Annotated in this window: 12 protein-coding genes and 1 pseudogene; 11 read left to right on the forward strand and 2 right to left on the reverse strand. The window is 64.7% G+C overall.

From position 1 onward, the window contains the following. Window positions 1-334: 334 nt before the first annotated feature. Window positions 335-1,426: a 3-deoxy-7-phosphoheptulonate synthase gene (locus EN850_RS10175; protein WP_136091155.1), complete on the forward strand. Its 1,092-nt coding sequence runs from the start codon at window positions 335-337 to the stop codon at window positions 1,424-1,426. A gap of 34 nt (window positions 1,427-1,460) precedes the next feature. Here EN850_RS10175 and EN850_RS10180 read toward each other — a convergent pair. Further along, window positions 1,461-2,095 (reverse strand): annotated as a pseudogene (locus EN850_RS10180) (LysE family translocator). A gap of 127 nt (window positions 2,096-2,222) precedes the next feature. On the opposite strand from EN850_RS10180, the gene EN850_RS10185 reads away from it, so the two are divergent. After that, on the forward strand, window positions 2,223-2,921 hold the full coding sequence (locus EN850_RS10185; protein ID WP_136091156.1) for a YafY family protein: 699 nt from the start codon (window positions 2,223-2,225) through the stop codon (window positions 2,919-2,921). Between the two features lie 3 nt (window positions 2,922-2,924). On the opposite strand, the gene EN850_RS10190 is transcribed toward EN850_RS10185, so the two are convergent. Next, window positions 2,925-4,034 (reverse strand): Gfo/Idh/MocA family oxidoreductase, encoded by a 1,110-nt coding sequence (locus tag EN850_RS10190; RefSeq protein WP_136091157.1) that lies wholly within the window; start codon window positions 4,032-4,034, stop codon window positions 2,925-2,927. Window positions 4,035-4,182: 148 nt separating this feature from the next. On the opposite strand from EN850_RS10190, the gene EN850_RS10195 reads away from it, so the two are divergent. The 9 genes from EN850_RS10195 to phnN all read left to right on the forward strand — a co-directional run bounded on the left by EN850_RS10195 (window position 4,183) and on the right by phnN (window position 14,112). After that, window positions 4,183-5,028: a MurR/RpiR family transcriptional regulator gene (locus EN850_RS10195; RefSeq protein ID WP_127280184.1), complete on the forward strand. Its 846-nt coding sequence runs from the start codon at window positions 4,183-4,185 to the stop codon at window positions 5,026-5,028. Between the two features lie 155 nt (window positions 5,029-5,183). Continuing rightward, complete coding sequence (iolC, locus tag EN850_RS10200; RefSeq protein ID WP_136091158.1) at window positions 5,184-7,118, forward strand: 5-dehydro-2-deoxygluconokinase; 1,935 nt, start codon at window positions 5,184-5,186, stop codon at window positions 7,116-7,118. A 35-nt stretch (window positions 7,119-7,153) separates the two neighbouring features. Next, the gene (iolD, locus tag EN850_RS10205) at window positions 7,154-9,004 is read left to right on the forward strand and encodes a 3D-(3,5/4)-trihydroxycyclohexane-1,2-dione acylhydrolase (decyclizing) (protein ID WP_136091159.1); all 1,851 of its coding nucleotides are present in this window, start codon (window positions 7,154-7,156) and stop codon (window positions 9,002-9,004) included. A gap of 118 nt (window positions 9,005-9,122) precedes the next feature. Next, window positions 9,123-10,040 (forward strand): myo-inosose-2 dehydratase, encoded by a 918-nt coding sequence (iolE, locus tag EN850_RS10210; RefSeq protein WP_136091160.1) that lies wholly within the window; start codon window positions 9,123-9,125, stop codon window positions 10,038-10,040. Window positions 10,041-10,104: 64 nt separating this feature from the next. Beyond that, window positions 10,105-10,338, forward strand: a complete 234-nt coding sequence (locus EN850_RS10215) for a DUF3329 domain-containing protein (protein WP_136091161.1) — start codon at window positions 10,105-10,107, stop codon at window positions 10,336-10,338. A gap of 304 nt (window positions 10,339-10,642) precedes the next feature. After that, window positions 10,643-11,455, forward strand: coding sequence for a 5-deoxy-glucuronate isomerase (iolB, locus tag EN850_RS10225; RefSeq protein ID WP_127279305.1), 813 nt, complete (start codon window positions 10,643-10,645; stop codon window positions 11,453-11,455). 152 nt (window positions 11,456-11,607) lie between these two features. Next, window positions 11,608-12,315 (forward strand): DUF1045 domain-containing protein, encoded by a 708-nt coding sequence (locus tag EN850_RS10230; RefSeq protein ID WP_136091162.1) that lies wholly within the window; start codon window positions 11,608-11,610, stop codon window positions 12,313-12,315. 31 nt (window positions 12,316-12,346) lie between these two features. Further along, entirely contained in the window at window positions 12,347-13,486 is a 1,140-nt protein-coding gene (locus EN850_RS10235) for an alpha-D-ribose 1-methylphosphonate 5-triphosphate diphosphatase (RefSeq protein WP_136091163.1), read from the forward strand. Beyond that, window positions 13,483-14,112 (forward strand): phosphonate metabolism protein/1,5-bisphosphokinase (PRPP-forming) PhnN, encoded by a 630-nt coding sequence (gene phnN / locus EN850_RS10240; protein ID WP_167531402.1) that lies wholly within the window; start codon window positions 13,483-13,485, stop codon window positions 14,110-14,112. The genes EN850_RS10235 and phnN overlap by 4 nt, the downstream gene beginning before the upstream one ends. Window positions 14,113-14,181: the final 69 nt, after the last annotated feature.

Below are 14,181 nucleotides of genomic sequence, written 5' to 3' on the forward strand. Positions count from 1 at the left end.
CCGGTCCATACCCTGCCACCTCGCTTGTCTCTCCGACGTAGGCGCCGCCCCTCACCTGCCTGCCGGCATCCTCTCCCCGTATAGGGACGGGGAGAGGGGTGCTGTCATCGACGGTTTCGCCACCTGACCCTCATCGCCCCATCGACAAACGCCGCCGCTTCGACTATATGAGCGGCATGATCCACCTGTCCGCCACCTATTGGTACTTTAGCAGCTCGCTGGCGGCGGGAGGATTGCGCTCGATCTGAAGATTGCAGCAAACAGTCCGACAAGCCGCCAGACCTGGCGGCTTTTTTGTTTCAGCCGGCAGGTTCCCAAACAGGAGCAGAAAGCCGTGTTGACCACTACAGACGACCTTCGGGTCAAGGAACTTAGACTGCTGAGCACGCCGGAAGAGGTGATGCGCGAGATACCGCGCTCACTCACGGCGACACGCACCGTTGCCGCCTCGCGCAACGCCATCCACTCCATCCTGACAGGGGCCGACGATCGACTTGTTGTCATCGTCGGCCCTTGTTCCATTCACGATCCGGTTGCGGCCGTTGACTATGCCAGCCGTCTGGCGGCGCTGCGCGAGGCCCTGGCCGACCGGCTCGAGATCGTCATGCGGGTCTATTTCGAAAAGCCGCGCACGACCGTCGGCTGGAAAGGCCTGATCAACGATCCCGACCTCGACGGCAGCTTCAACATCGACAAGGGGCTGCGGATGGCGCGCAATGTGCTTTCCGCCGTCAACAATCTCGGCCTGCCGGCGGCGACCGAATTCCTCGACATGACGACGCCGCAATACATTGCCGACCTCGTCGCCTGGGGCGCCATCGGCGCGCGCACGACCGAAAGCCAGATCCATCGCGAACTGGCCTCGGGCCTGTCCTGCCCGGTCGGCTTCAAGAACGGCACCGACGGCAATCTCAGGATCGCCGGCGAGGCGGTGAAGTCGGCCGCCCAGCCGCATCATTTCATGGCGGTGACCAAGGGCGGACGCAGCGCGATTGCGGCAACGACCGGAAACGAGGATTGCCATGTCATCCTGCGCGGCGGTGTTCAGCCGAACTATGACACGGCAAGCGTCGAGGCCGCCTCGGTGGAACTCGCCCGCATCGGCATCGCGCCGCGCCTGATGATCGACGTCAGCCACGCCAACTCCGGCAAGAAGCCCGAGAACCAGCCGAAGGTGGCGGCGGACGTGGCGGGCCAGGTGGCGGCGGGCGACGAGCGCATCATCGGCGTCATGATCGAAAGCAATCTCGTCGCCGGCCGGCAGGATGTCGTGCCCGGCAAGCCGCTGGTCTACGGACAGAGCATCACCGATGGCTGCATCGACTGGGCGACCACCGAGACCGTGCTGCACGGGCTTGCCGGTGCGGTCGAATGGCGCCGCTCGGCGCGACGCGCCATGCTGGACAGCCGGCAAGGGGCCGCCTGACACGATGGCGATGCGGGAAGGGCGGCGCCGGGACTTACGCCGCCCTCAGCCCCTCCCATGCGGTGAAGACCGAGACCGCGAACAGCAGCAGCCCGGCGGCGCGCCCGGCAAGAACCGTCGCCCGCGGATTGGCGATCAGAAGGCTGCGGCTGCGGCCGGCAGAAATGGCCAGCCCGCCATAGATCGCGGCCTGCGTCAGCACGGTCAGCAGGCCCATGATCGTCGCCTGCATCCAGATTGGACCGTAGTGCGGTTTCAGGAACTGCGGGTAGACGGCCAGGACGAAGAGATAGGCCTTCGGATTGATCAGGCAGGTCACGAAACCCTGGCGAAAAGCTTCCATGCGGAACGGCTGCCGGCCGGCCCCTCATGGCCGACGGTGATGGAGCTGCGCATCAGCGTGATGCCGATATAGGCCATGTAGGCGGCGCCGGCGATCAGCAGCGGCTTGAACAGGATCGGCACGAAATGCATGAGCAGGCCGACGCCGACAGCGCCGTTCAGCGTGTGCACCATGCCGCCGACCATGATGCCGCCGGTCGCCGCCAGCCCCCTGTCGCGTCCGCCGGTAAGCGCGTTGGCGAGCACGAACAGCATGTCCATGCCTGGAACGGCGATGATGCCGAACAGGAGAAGAAAGAAAAGCCAGAGATTTTCCGCGTAGCTCATGTCAGTTGCCTGTCGCCTCTTGGGGGCGTGCCGCCAAGGAATTGTTGATTTTCAAGCCGATGGGCGATCCTATAGATCGAGCCAACTGACGATGGTGTGTCAGTTGTGATCGCAGCCGGTGAGAAAAATGCGCAAGGCCTCGCGCCTGTTCGGGATCATCCAGATCCTGCGGCTGGCCAGGCAGCCGGTGACGGCGGCAATGATTGCCGGGCAACTGGAAGTGACGATACGCTCGATCTACCGCGACATCGCCGCGCTGCAGGCCATGCGTGTCCCGATCGAGGGCGGCCGTGGCATCGGCTATATCCTGCGCCCCGGATTCGACCTGCCGCCGCTGATGTTCTCGATCGAGGAGATGGAGGCGATCGTGTTGTCACTGGCGCTGCTCGAGCGCACGGGAGACGACGAGCTCAAGCAGGCGGCCAAGCGCGTTAGCGCCAAGATCGCCGGCGCGGTGCCGCCGCCCTTGCGCCAGACGCTCGACGCCAATGCGCTGCATGCCTGGGGCTTTGCCGCGCCCGCCGCCGGCACGATCGACCTGGCGCTGGTGCGCCGCGCCATCCGCGACGAGGAAAAGCTCGACCTCTCCTATCGCGACGAGATGGGCCGTGCCTCCGAGCGGCTCATCCGCCCGATCGCGCTGATCTACTACGCCGAAACCGCCAACATCGTCGCCTGGTGCGAGCTGCGCCAGGCGATCCGCAATTTCCGCAGCGACCGCATCGAGGACTGCCAGCCGACCGGGTTACGCTTCAAGGGCGAAGGCGACCGCTTGCGGCAAATCTGGGTCAATGGCTGGGAGACGAACGCGGCCATAGGCGTCTGACTTTTACCTTACATCCACCCAGCGCCTTTCCGCATGCGAACGCGCCATCGCGTGCACGGTGCGCTCGATCTCCAGCCCTTCGGCGAACTCGATAAGCCGGGCCGGCTTGCCGGCCAGCCGCGCCAGCAGTTCATGGCACTCGATGATCTTGAGATCGTTGAAGCCGAGGCTGTGACCCGGCGCCGGCACGAAAAGGTCATAGGGCTTGTGCTGCGGCGCCACCAGGACGGTGCGATAGCCCTGTTCGGTCGGTCGGTCGGACGTGAGATAGAGCTGGAACTCGTTCATCCGCTCCTGGTCGAACAGGATCGACCCTTTCGAGCCGAAGATCTGGATGGCGATGCGGCCCTTGCGGCCCCAGGCCGAGCGGTTGACCTGCAGCGTTCCGGCAATGCCGTTTTCCAGATGCATCAGCACGCTGGCGATATCGTAGGTCTCGACCGCGCGGCGCCCGCCCGCCGACAGCTTGCGGTCGGCATAGGGCTTGGCCATGTCGCAGATGACGCTGGCGACGCGGCCGAACAACGCCGTGACCAGCGACAGCGGATGCACGGCGAAATCGTCGAGCGCGCCATAGCCGGAAGTCGCTTCGTGCTTCCAGAAGAACGGCGCCTCGGGATCGGCCATGAAATCCTCGTCCATCTCGATGCGCAGATGGTTGACCTCGCCGATGATCTTCTCGTCGAGCAGCGCGCCGATGTGACGGATGGCCGGGCTCTGGGTGTAATTGTAACCAAGCGCGGCAATCTTGCCTGATGTCTTGGCGGCGGCCGCCATTGCCTCGGCCTCGGCGAAGCTCGGCGCCATCGGCTTTTCGCACCACAGATGCTTGCCGGCTTCGAGGATGGCGATGGCCATTTCCGGATGAAACTGGTTGGGCGTCGTCAGCGAGACGACGTCGACCTCCGGATCGTTGACGACGGCACGCCAGTCGCCGGACGCCTTGGCAAAGCCGAACTCGCCGGCCTTGCGCCTGGCAAGGTCCTCGCTGACCTCGCCGAGATGGACGAGCCGCGGCTTGGTCGCATCGGGGAAGACGGCTCCCACTGCGCTCCACGCGATGGCGTGGCACTTGCCCATGAAACCCGTACCGATAAGACCTACGCCGACCATCCAACTTTCTCCACTGCCTGAGCGATGGATGGATGAATTAGTCCATTTTCTCCGGAAATGGAATGTCTGCCTCATTTTTTATGGCGTTCTTGCGCAGGCCCGCTATGATGGGGCACAGAGAGCCTCCAGACAGGCTTGGGCGGAGACGATGGACGAACAGGTACCTCGCGACTTCGAGACGCTGCGCGCCACCATTCTGGACCGGCGCGAGAGCCTGCCCAAGCGCATCGCCCAGATCGCCGCCTATGCGCTCGACAATCCGGACGACATCGCGTTTGGCACCGCCGCCAGCATCGCCGCTTCGGCCGGTGTGCAGCCCTCGACCCTGATCCGCTTTGCCCAGCAACTCGGTTTCGACGGCTTTACCAGCCTGCAGCAGGTGTTCCGCGAGCGGTTGCGCGAGCGCAACTCCTCCTATGACGAGCGGCTGCAGGCGCTACGCGCCAAGGCCGAGGGCGGCGCCGGCCACCGGGCGATCTTCGACGGTTTCATTGCCGCCGCCAGCACCTCGCTCAACGACATTTCCCGCACACTGGACGACGCGCATCTGGAAGACGCTATCTCGCTGCTGGCAAAGGCGCAGACCATCTATGTCTTGGCCAAGCGGCGCTCCTATCCGGTGGCGAGCTATATCGCCTACGCGCTGGGCAAGCTGAAGATCCGCAACCAGCTGATCGAATCGGCTGCCGGCCTGAATGCCGAGATGGTCGGCTTCGCCACGCCGGCGGACGCCGTCATCGCCATCAGCTTCTCGCCCTACGCACCGGCCACGATCGAGGAAGCGCGCAGCATTTCCGAGCAGGGCGTACCGATCGTTGCCATCACCGACAGCTCATTCTCGCCGCTGGCCCAGTTCGCCAGGGTCTGGTTCGAGGTGGCCGAGGCGGATTTCGCCGGTTTCCGTTCGCTGTCGGCGACAATGGCGCTGGCCATGGCGCTGACCGTCGGCGTCGGCGAGAAGCGGCGTGACGCGAGCCGCAAGCGCAAGGCTTGACCAGACATCCAACAAGGCAATTTTAGGCTAGGGAATGCTCATTCCATATTGACTATGGATTGGAATTATTATTTCATATTGCTGGCGCCACGCTGCCGCTCGCGCGTGTTACCCAATAATGTTGTCCATGACGACAAGACCGACGGGAGGTTCCAATGAGCGAAGCCGTGGACGCAAGACAGGCGCCGCTCGATGTCATCACCATCGGTCGCGCTTCCGTCGACCTCTATGGTCAGCAGATCGGCTCGCGGCTCGAGGATATCACTTCCTTCGCCAAGTCGGTCGGCGGCTGCCCGGCCAACATTTCGGTCGGCACGGCGCGGCTCGGCCTGCGCTCGGCGCTGCTGACGCGCGTCGGCGACGAGCAGATGGGCCGCTTCATCCGCGAGCAGCTGAAACGCGAAGGCGTCAACACCGACGGGCTGAAGACCGACAAGGAACGGTTGACCGCGCTTGTGCTGCTTTCGGTCGAGAGCGAAGGCGTTTCGCCGATGATCTTCTACCGCTCCGACTGCGCCGACATGGCGCTTTCGGAAGAGGATATCGACGAGGCGTTTATTGCCTCGGCCCGCGCCATCGTCGTCACCGGCACGCATTTTTCCCGCCCCAACAGCGACGCCGCCCAGCGCAAGGCGATCCGCATCATGAAGGCCAAGGGCGGCAAGGTGGTCTTCGACATCGACTATCGGCCGAACCTGTGGGGTCTCGCCGGTCACGCCGAAGGTTTCGAGCGCTACGTCAAGTCGGACCGGGTCTCGGCCCAGTTGAAGACGGTGCTGCCCGATTGCGACCTCATCGTCGGCACTGAGGAAGAGATCATGATCGCGTCCGGCGCCGACGACTGCCTGAGCGCGCTGAAGACGATCCGCGCCCTGTCCCCGGCGACCATCGTCTTGAAGCGCGGCGCCATGGGCTGCATCGTCTATGACGGGCCGATCAGCGACGATCTCGAGGACGGCATCGTCGGCGAAGGGTTCCCGATCGAGATCTACAATGTGCTGGGCGCCGGTGACGCCTTCATGTCCGGTTTGCTTCGCGGCTGGCTCGGCGGTGAAAGCTTCAAAACCGCGGCGACCTGGGCCAACGCCTGCGGCGCCTTCGCCGTGTCGCGGCTGCTCTGCGCGCCGGAATATCCGACCTTCGAAGAGCTGCAGTTCTTCCTCAAGAACGGCAGCAAGCATCGCGCACTGCGCAAGGACGAGGCGATCAACCACATCCATTGGGCAACCACCCGCCGGCGCGACATTCCTTCACTGATGGCGCTCGCCTGCGACCACCGTGTGCAGCTCGAGGATGTGGCGGCCAAGACCGGCGCCAATCCAGTGCGCATCCGCGATTTCAAGGTGCTGGCGGTCAAGGCGGCGGCCAAGGTCGCTGCCGGCCGCGACGGCTACGGCATGCTGATCGACGAGAAGCATGGCCGCGAGGCGATGTTCGAATTCGCCAGGCATCCCTTTGCCTGGCTGGGCCGGCCGGTGGAATTGCCGGGCTCGCGGCCGCTGCGCTTCGAATTCTCGCAGGATATCGGCTCGCAGCTCACCGAATGGCCCGTCGATCACTGCATCAAGTGCCTGTGCTTCTACCACCCTGACGATCCGGCGGAACTCAAGGAAGAACAGCAGCAGAAGCTGCGCGCGCTGTTCGAGGCCGCGCGCAAGGTCGGCCGGGAACTTCTCATCGAGATCATCGCCGGCAAGCATGGCAAGCTCGACGACACGACGATCCCGCGCGCGCTGGAGGAACTCTATGCGCTCGGCATCAAGCCGGACTGGTGGAAGCTCGAGCCGCAGGCGTCAAGCGGCGCCTGGGCCAAGATCGAGGCGGTGATCCTGAAGCACGATCCCTGGTGCCGTGGCATCGTGCTGCTTGGTCTGGAAGCGCCGCAGGACGAGCTGGAGGCGGCTTTTGCCGCCACCGCCAAGGCGCCCATCGTCAAGGGCTTTGCCGTCGGCCGCACCATCTTCGTCCACGCGGCCGAACAGTGGCTGGCCGGCAAAATGTCCGATGACGAGGCCGTCGCCGACATGGCCTTGCGCTTCGAACAGTTGACCGAGGCGTGGCTTGCCGCGCGCGGCCGCAAGGCGGCATAACAGGCCGCGACACAGGGACTGCGGAGGAAACAACCATGAGCAAGACAATCCGCCTGACGATGGCGCAGGCGCTGACCCGCTTCCTGTCCCGCCAGATGACCGAGATCGACGGCAAGACGGTGCCGATCTTCGGCGGCGTCTGGGCGATCTTCGGCCATGGCAATGTCGCCGGCATCGGCGAGGCGCTTTACCAGGTGCGCGATGAGCTGCCGACCTTCCGCGCCCACAACGAGCAGGCGATGGCGCATGCGGCGATCGCCTACGGCAAGGCCAATTTCCGTCGCCGCTTCATGGCCGCGACCTCTTCGATCGGCCCCGGCGCGCTGAACATGGTGACGGCGGCGGCACTCGCCCACGTGAACCGGTTGCCCGTCCTGTTTTTGCCGGGCGACGTCTTCGCCAACCGCATCCCCGACCCGGTGCTGCAGCAGGCCGAGGATTTTTCGGACGGCACCGCGACGGTCAACGACTGTTTCCGGCCGGTGTCGCGCTATTTCGACCGCATCACGCGGCCGGAGCAGATCATACCGGCGCTGAGCCGAGCCATGCAGGTGCTGACCGATCCGGCCGATTGCGGCCCGGTGACGCTGTCGCTCTGCCAGGACGTACAGGCCGAGGCCTATGACTATCCCGAGAGCTTCTTTGCCGTGCGGGTCTGGCGCCAGCGCCGGCCGCGCCCGGACCGTGGCGAATTGGCCGCCGCCGTCACGGCACTCAAGGGAGCCAGGAAGCCGCTGATCATCGCCGGCGGCGGCGTTCTCTATTCGCAGGCTTCCGACGAACTGGCGAAGTTCGCCGAAGGCGCCGGCATTCCGGTCTGCGAGACGCAAGGCGGCAAGTCCTCGCTGCCGGACGATCACAAGCTCAACATGGCGGCGGTCGGCGTCACCGGCACCTCGGCCGCCAACCGGCTGGCCGAAGAGGCCGACGTCGTACTCGCCATCGGCACGCGCCTGCAGGATTTCACCACCGGCTCATGGGCGCTGTTCAAGAATTCCGGCAAGACCATCATCGGGCTCAACGTACAGCCCTTCGACGCCGGCAAGCACCGGGCGCTGCCGCTGGTCGCTGACGCCGCGGAAGGGCTCGCCGAATTGGGCGCCGCGCTGAAAGGCTGGAAGGCGCCTGCCGCCTGGGCCGACAATGCGGCCAGCGGCAAGAAGGCCTGGGAGGCCGAAGCGGCCAAGGTGACGGCGTCGACCAACGCCGCGTTCCCGTCCGACGCGCAGGTGATCGGCGCCGTGCAGCGCGCCATGGGTTCCGGCGTGACGCTGCTGCACGCGGCCGGCGGGCTGCCGGGCGAATTGCACAAGCTTTGGCAGGCGGGCGCGCCCGGCTCCTACCATGCCGAATACGGCTTTTCGACCATGGGGTACGAGATCGCCGGCGGGCTCGGCACCAAGATGGCCAAGCCCAACGAGGAGATCGTCGTCATGATCGGCGACGGCTCCTATCTGATGCTGAATTCCGAGATCGCCACCTCGGTGATGCTCGGCCTGAAACTGACCATCGTGCTGCTCGACAACAGGGGGTTCGGCTGCATCAACCGGCTGCAGATGGCGACCGGCGGTGCCAACTTCAACAACCTGTTGAAGGACTCGCGCCACGAGATCCTGCCCGATGTCGACTTTGCCGCGCATGCCGCCAGCATGGGCGCGATATCAGAAAAAGTTTCGTCGATCGCCGGGCTGGAGACGGCGCTGGCTCAGGCGAAAAAGAACGACCGCACCACCGTGCTGGTCATCGACACCGACCCGCTGGTTTCCACCGATGCCGGCGGGCACTGGTGGGACGTGGCGGTGCCCGAGGTCTCGGTGCGGCCGCAGGTGAACGCGGCGCGCAAGGCCTATGACGAGAAGCGGCAGATGCAGACCATCGGCGATTGACGCCGGCGCTGAAGCTCCTTCCTTCTCCCCGTTCCTATACGGGGAGAAGGTGCCGGCAGGCGGATGAGGAGCAGCGCCAACCAACAGGTAATAAGCAGTTCTAACCCGGAGTGACGACTTGAAAGCCAAACTGGGCATGTCCCCCATCGCATGGTGGAACGACGATCTTGCCGAACTGAGCGATGACGTGTCGCTGGAAGAGTGTCTGCGCCAGTCGCGCTCTGCCGGTTTCACCGGCATGGAAATGGGCCGGCGCTTTCCCAAGGACCCAAAGGTGATGCTGCCGATCCTGAAGGCCGCCGACGTCACGCTATGCGGCGGCTGGTTTTCCGGCACGCTGGTCGACGAGGAGATGGCTGCGAACAAGGACCGCATCCAGCCGATGATCGACCTGTTCAAGGCGGTCGACGCGCCCTGCATCGTCTATGGCGAGGTCGGACGCTCGATCCAGGGCGACCGCTCCAGGCCGCTCGCCACCAAGCCGAAGCTTTCGGGCGACGAAATGAAGGCCTACGCGCGGCGCCTGACGGAATTCGGCGAATGGTGCGCCGAGCAAGGCATGCCGCTTTCCTACCACCACCACATGGCGGCGGTAGTCGAGACCGAGCCGGAACTCGACGCCTTCATGCGCCATTCCGGCGAAGGAATCCCGCTGCTGCTCGATGCCGGCCATCTGGCGTTTGCCGGCGGCGATGTGCTGCGCGCCATCGACAACCACCACAAGCGCATCAGCCATGTCCATGTGAAGGATGTGCGCATGGATGTGATTGACAAGCTCGACCGTGGGAAGCAGTCCTTCCTCGACGCCGTGGCGCTCGGCGCCTTCACCGTGCCGGGCGACGGCTCGCTCGATTTCGGCGCCATCGTGCAGCGCTTCGCCGACCACGGCTATGAAGGCTGGTTCGTGGTCGAAGCCGAGCAGGACCCCAGGAAGAACCCGCCGCTCAAGATGGCGCAGGTCGGCTACAAGGAGCTGATGCGGGTGATGACCGCTGCCGGCTACACGGTCGAGACGCAGGGCTTCCCGAATGCCTGAAGGCTGGATTGGTCGCCACGGGTGGCTTATCTGAGAACTGGTCCAGCAACTCTCGGATGGCGCGATGAAAGATTATGAACACCCGTTCTTCCGGCCGCTCTGGCGGCGCATCGCCGTCGTCGCGGTCTGCGTCATCTGGTTGATCATCGAGTTCGCCAGCGGCACGCCGTTCTGGGGCGTGATTGCGCTGGGCTTCGCCGGCTATGCCGTTTGGCAGTTTTTTTATCTGTACAAGCCCGTGGAGGAGGCGAAGGCGACGCCTGAGGAACCCAAGGTCGGCATCGAACCCAAGGAATGATGGAAGAAGTTCCAGTGGATTGGATACGTGCGTAACGGATCGCATACGTTGGTGATTGGCCGAAACGCTCCTCGCTTCGTCATCCTAGGGCAGAGCAAGGAGCGCAGCGACGCGGCGCAGACCCTAGGATCCATGCCGTTGGATTGAAGCGTTGCGACGGTGCAGAATTCCGCTCCGCTCCGCTGCGGGGTCACGGAATGGATCCTAGGGTCTCCGCGACGGAGCTTCGCTCCTGCTACGCCCTAGGATGACGAAGTTGGGAGGCTTCGGCCGATCTCGAAGATTTGCGATAGGAGAGACAAAAATGTCGAAACTGCTCGTCAAAGCCGACAAGGGCAATGGCCGCGTCGCGCATGTCACGCCGCAAGGCGCTGGCTGGACCTATGTCGGTTTCGATCTGCATCGGCTGAAGCCCGGCCAGAGCGCCTCGGGACAGTCGGACGACCGCGAAGTCTGCCTGGTCTTCGTGACCGGCAAGGGTACGGCAAAAGCCGGCGGCAAGGATCTCGGCCTGCTCGGCGAGCGCATGTCGCCTTTCGAGGGCAAGCCGTGGTCGGTCTACGTGCCGCAGGGATCGGACTGGTCGGTGACGGCCGATACCGAGCTGGAACTCGCGGTATGCTCGGCGCCCGGCCTTGGCGGCGGCTTGCCGGTCCGGGTGATCGGGCCGGACGATCTCGGCCAGGAGGTGCGCGGCAAGGGCACCAACACGCGCTACGTCACCAACATCCTGCCTGAGGGGCAGCCGGCCGACTCGCTGCTGGTGGTCGAGGTCATCACGCCCGGCGGCCACACGTCGAGCTACCCGCCGCACAAGCACGACCAGGACAATCTGCCCGCTGAATCCTATCTCGAGGAAACCTACTACCACCGCCTCAACCCGCCGCAGGGTTTTGCCTTCCAGCGCGTCTATACCGACGCCGACAAGGATGGCCGGCGCGCGCTGGACGAAGCCATGGCGATCGAGGACGGCGATGTCGTGCTGGTGCCCAAGGGCTATCACCCTTGTGCCGCCTGCCATGGCTATGACCTCTATTACCTCAATGTGATGGCCGGGCCGAAGCGGACGTGGAAATTCCACAACGCGCCCGAGCACGAATGGTTGATGAAGGCCTGACCGTTATGCGTTTCCGGTTGAATTTGTTGGTCCAGTTGGGAAAAATCGTCGGCTAACGACCCTGAGGGTCGATTTGCCTTCGAAAACCCTTCAAAGCTTCGTCAATCCGTCATGGAAATCACCTATGGCAACGTTTCTGACGAGGACTTCCCATGCGTTATGCCATCTATTTCACCCCCAGGCAGGACGAGCTGCTGGCGCGTATCGCCGCCAACTGGCTGGGCCGCGACCCGTTCGGTGCCGCGACCGGCCCGGTTGAGGCCGTGGCCGACCTGTCGGCGGCGGAGGTGGCCTTCCACACCGCTTCGGCGCGCCGCTATGGCTTTCACGCCACGCTGAAAGCGCCCTTCCGCCTGGCCGCCACCGAGACCGAGGCTTCGCTGCGCGCGGCGCTAGACCATTTTGCCGAAACAACGCCGGTTGTGACGATCCCGCGTCTGGTCGTCAGCCAGATCGACAGCTTCTTCGCGCTGGTGCCGGATGGTCCGCTGCCTCCGCTCAACCGCTTCGCCGACGACGTCGTGCGCGATTTCGACCGGTTTCGCGCGCCGTTGAGCGAGGCCGAGATCGAGCGGCGCAGCCCGGATTTGCTGAAGCCTGCCGAGTTTCGCAATCTCTGCCAGTGGGGCTATCCCTATGTTTTCGAGACCTTCCGCTTCCACATGACCCTGTCGGGCCGGGCCGGGCCACAGGAAAGCCCTCGCCTGCGCGCGGCGATCGACGGCCTTTTCGCCGATGTGTTGCGCCAGCCCGTGCTGGTGGATGCGCTGACATTGTTTGTCGAACTCGAACCCGGTGCGCCGTTCATGGTGCTGTCCCAGCACGCGCTTGGACGCCGCCCGGCCAGAAAAACCGCCTGACAGGCGCCGGAAGAAGCAAGGACCAGCCGCAATGACCGCCGAAACTGTTCTTTCCAACGCCCGCATCGTTCTTGCCGACGAGATCGTCGAAGGCTCGCTGGTGTTGCGCGACGGCTTTATCGCCGGCATCGATGCCGGCGCGGCCCGGACCGGCGAGAACATGGGCGGCGACTTCATCATTCCAGGACTGGTCGAACTCCACACCGACCATCTCGAGGGCCACTATGCGCCACGGCCGAAAGTGCGCTGGAACCCGATCGCCGCGGTGCTTGCCCATGACGCGCAGGTGGCGACCGCCGGCATCACCACCGTGCTCGATGCGCTCCGCGTCGGCATGGACGAGGACGCCGACCTAACATCGGACGACATCCGCAAGCTGGCCAATGCGATCGAGGACAGTGTCCAGCAGGAGCGGCTGCGGGCAGACCATTTCATCCATCTGCGCTGCGAAGTCTCGGCACCGGACTGCCTGAGGGCCTTCGCCAATTTCGAGACAGACGACAGGGTGAAACTGGCGTCGCTGATGGATCATGCGCCCGGCCAGCGCCAGTTCGTCAACCTTGAAACCTACGCCTACTACTACCAGCGCAAGCTGAAGCTCTCGGATCAGGATTTCAAGAAATTTTGCGAGAAGCGGATGGGCGAGTCGGCACTCAATTCAGGACCGAACCGCGTCTTCATCGCCGCCGCCTGCCAGGAGCGCGGCATCGTGCTCGCCAGCCATGACGACGCCACGTCGGCTCATGTCGACGAGGCCATCGAGCAGGGCGTGAGGGTCGCCGAGTTCCCGACCACAGAGGAAGCGGCGCGGGCCTCGAAGGCCGCCGGGCTCGGCGTGCTGATGGGCGCGCCCAATGTCATGCGCGGCGCCTCGCATTCGGGCAATGTTTCGGCACGCACCCTGGCCAGTGACGGCCTGCTTGACATCCTGTCGTCCGACTACATCCCCTTCAGCCTGATCCAGTCGGCCTTCTTCCTCGGCGACATGGTCGAAGGCATTTCGCTGCCGCAGGCCGTCGCCATGGTCTCGAAGAACCCGGCGCAGGCCGTAGGCCTTGACGACCGCGGGATCATCGAACAGGGACGCCGCGCCGATCTGGTGCGGGTGCGCGTCGACGATCATGTTCCGGTCGTGCGCACCGTGTGGCGGCAGGGATGCCGGGTGGCATGATGGTGTCGGCCTTGATCGAGCGCGAACTGTCCGCCGAAACCTTTCCGATCCGTCATGGCGTCTTTGTTGCCGTCGTAGGCCCTAGCGGTGCCGGCAAGGACACGGTGATCGGTTACGCCAAGGCGCTTTTCGCCGACGAGACGCAGCTGGAGTTCGTTCGCCGCGTCATCACCAGGCCGAGCGATGCGGCGAGCGAGGATCACGACACGCTGGCCGACGCCGCCTTCGCCGAGGCCGAGGCCGATGGCGCCTTCGCCATCTCCTGGGAAGCGCATGGCCTGCGCTACGGCCTGCCCGCCGATGTCGACTGGTCCGTTTCCAATGGCCACGTCGCCGTTGCCAACGTATCGCGCGCGGTCATCCCCACCTTGCGCGAACGCTATGCCAATCTGGCGATCGTCGAGATCACCGCTTCGCCCCAGGTGCTGGCCGAGCGGCTGGCGATGCGCGGCCGCGAGTCGCGCGGCGAAGTGCTGGCACGGCTGGCGCGCAGCGCCAGTGTGACCTTGTCCGGCCCTGGCGTCACCTCGATCGACAACAGCGGTCCGCGCGAGGTGGCCGGTGAGCGCTTCGCCGAGCTGCTACGCAAGGCAATGGCCTTCTCCGACATGTCGGGGCTGATCTGATCGAGGCCAGTTTCACCCGTCTGCTTGCGCTGCCGCCGGAACGCTTTGGGCTGCTGGCCGCGTAGGGTG

Source organism: Mesorhizobium sp. M8A.F.Ca.ET.207.01.1.1 (genome assembly GCF_004794715.1).
GTDB lineage: Bacteria > Pseudomonadota > Alphaproteobacteria > Rhizobiales > Rhizobiaceae > Mesorhizobium.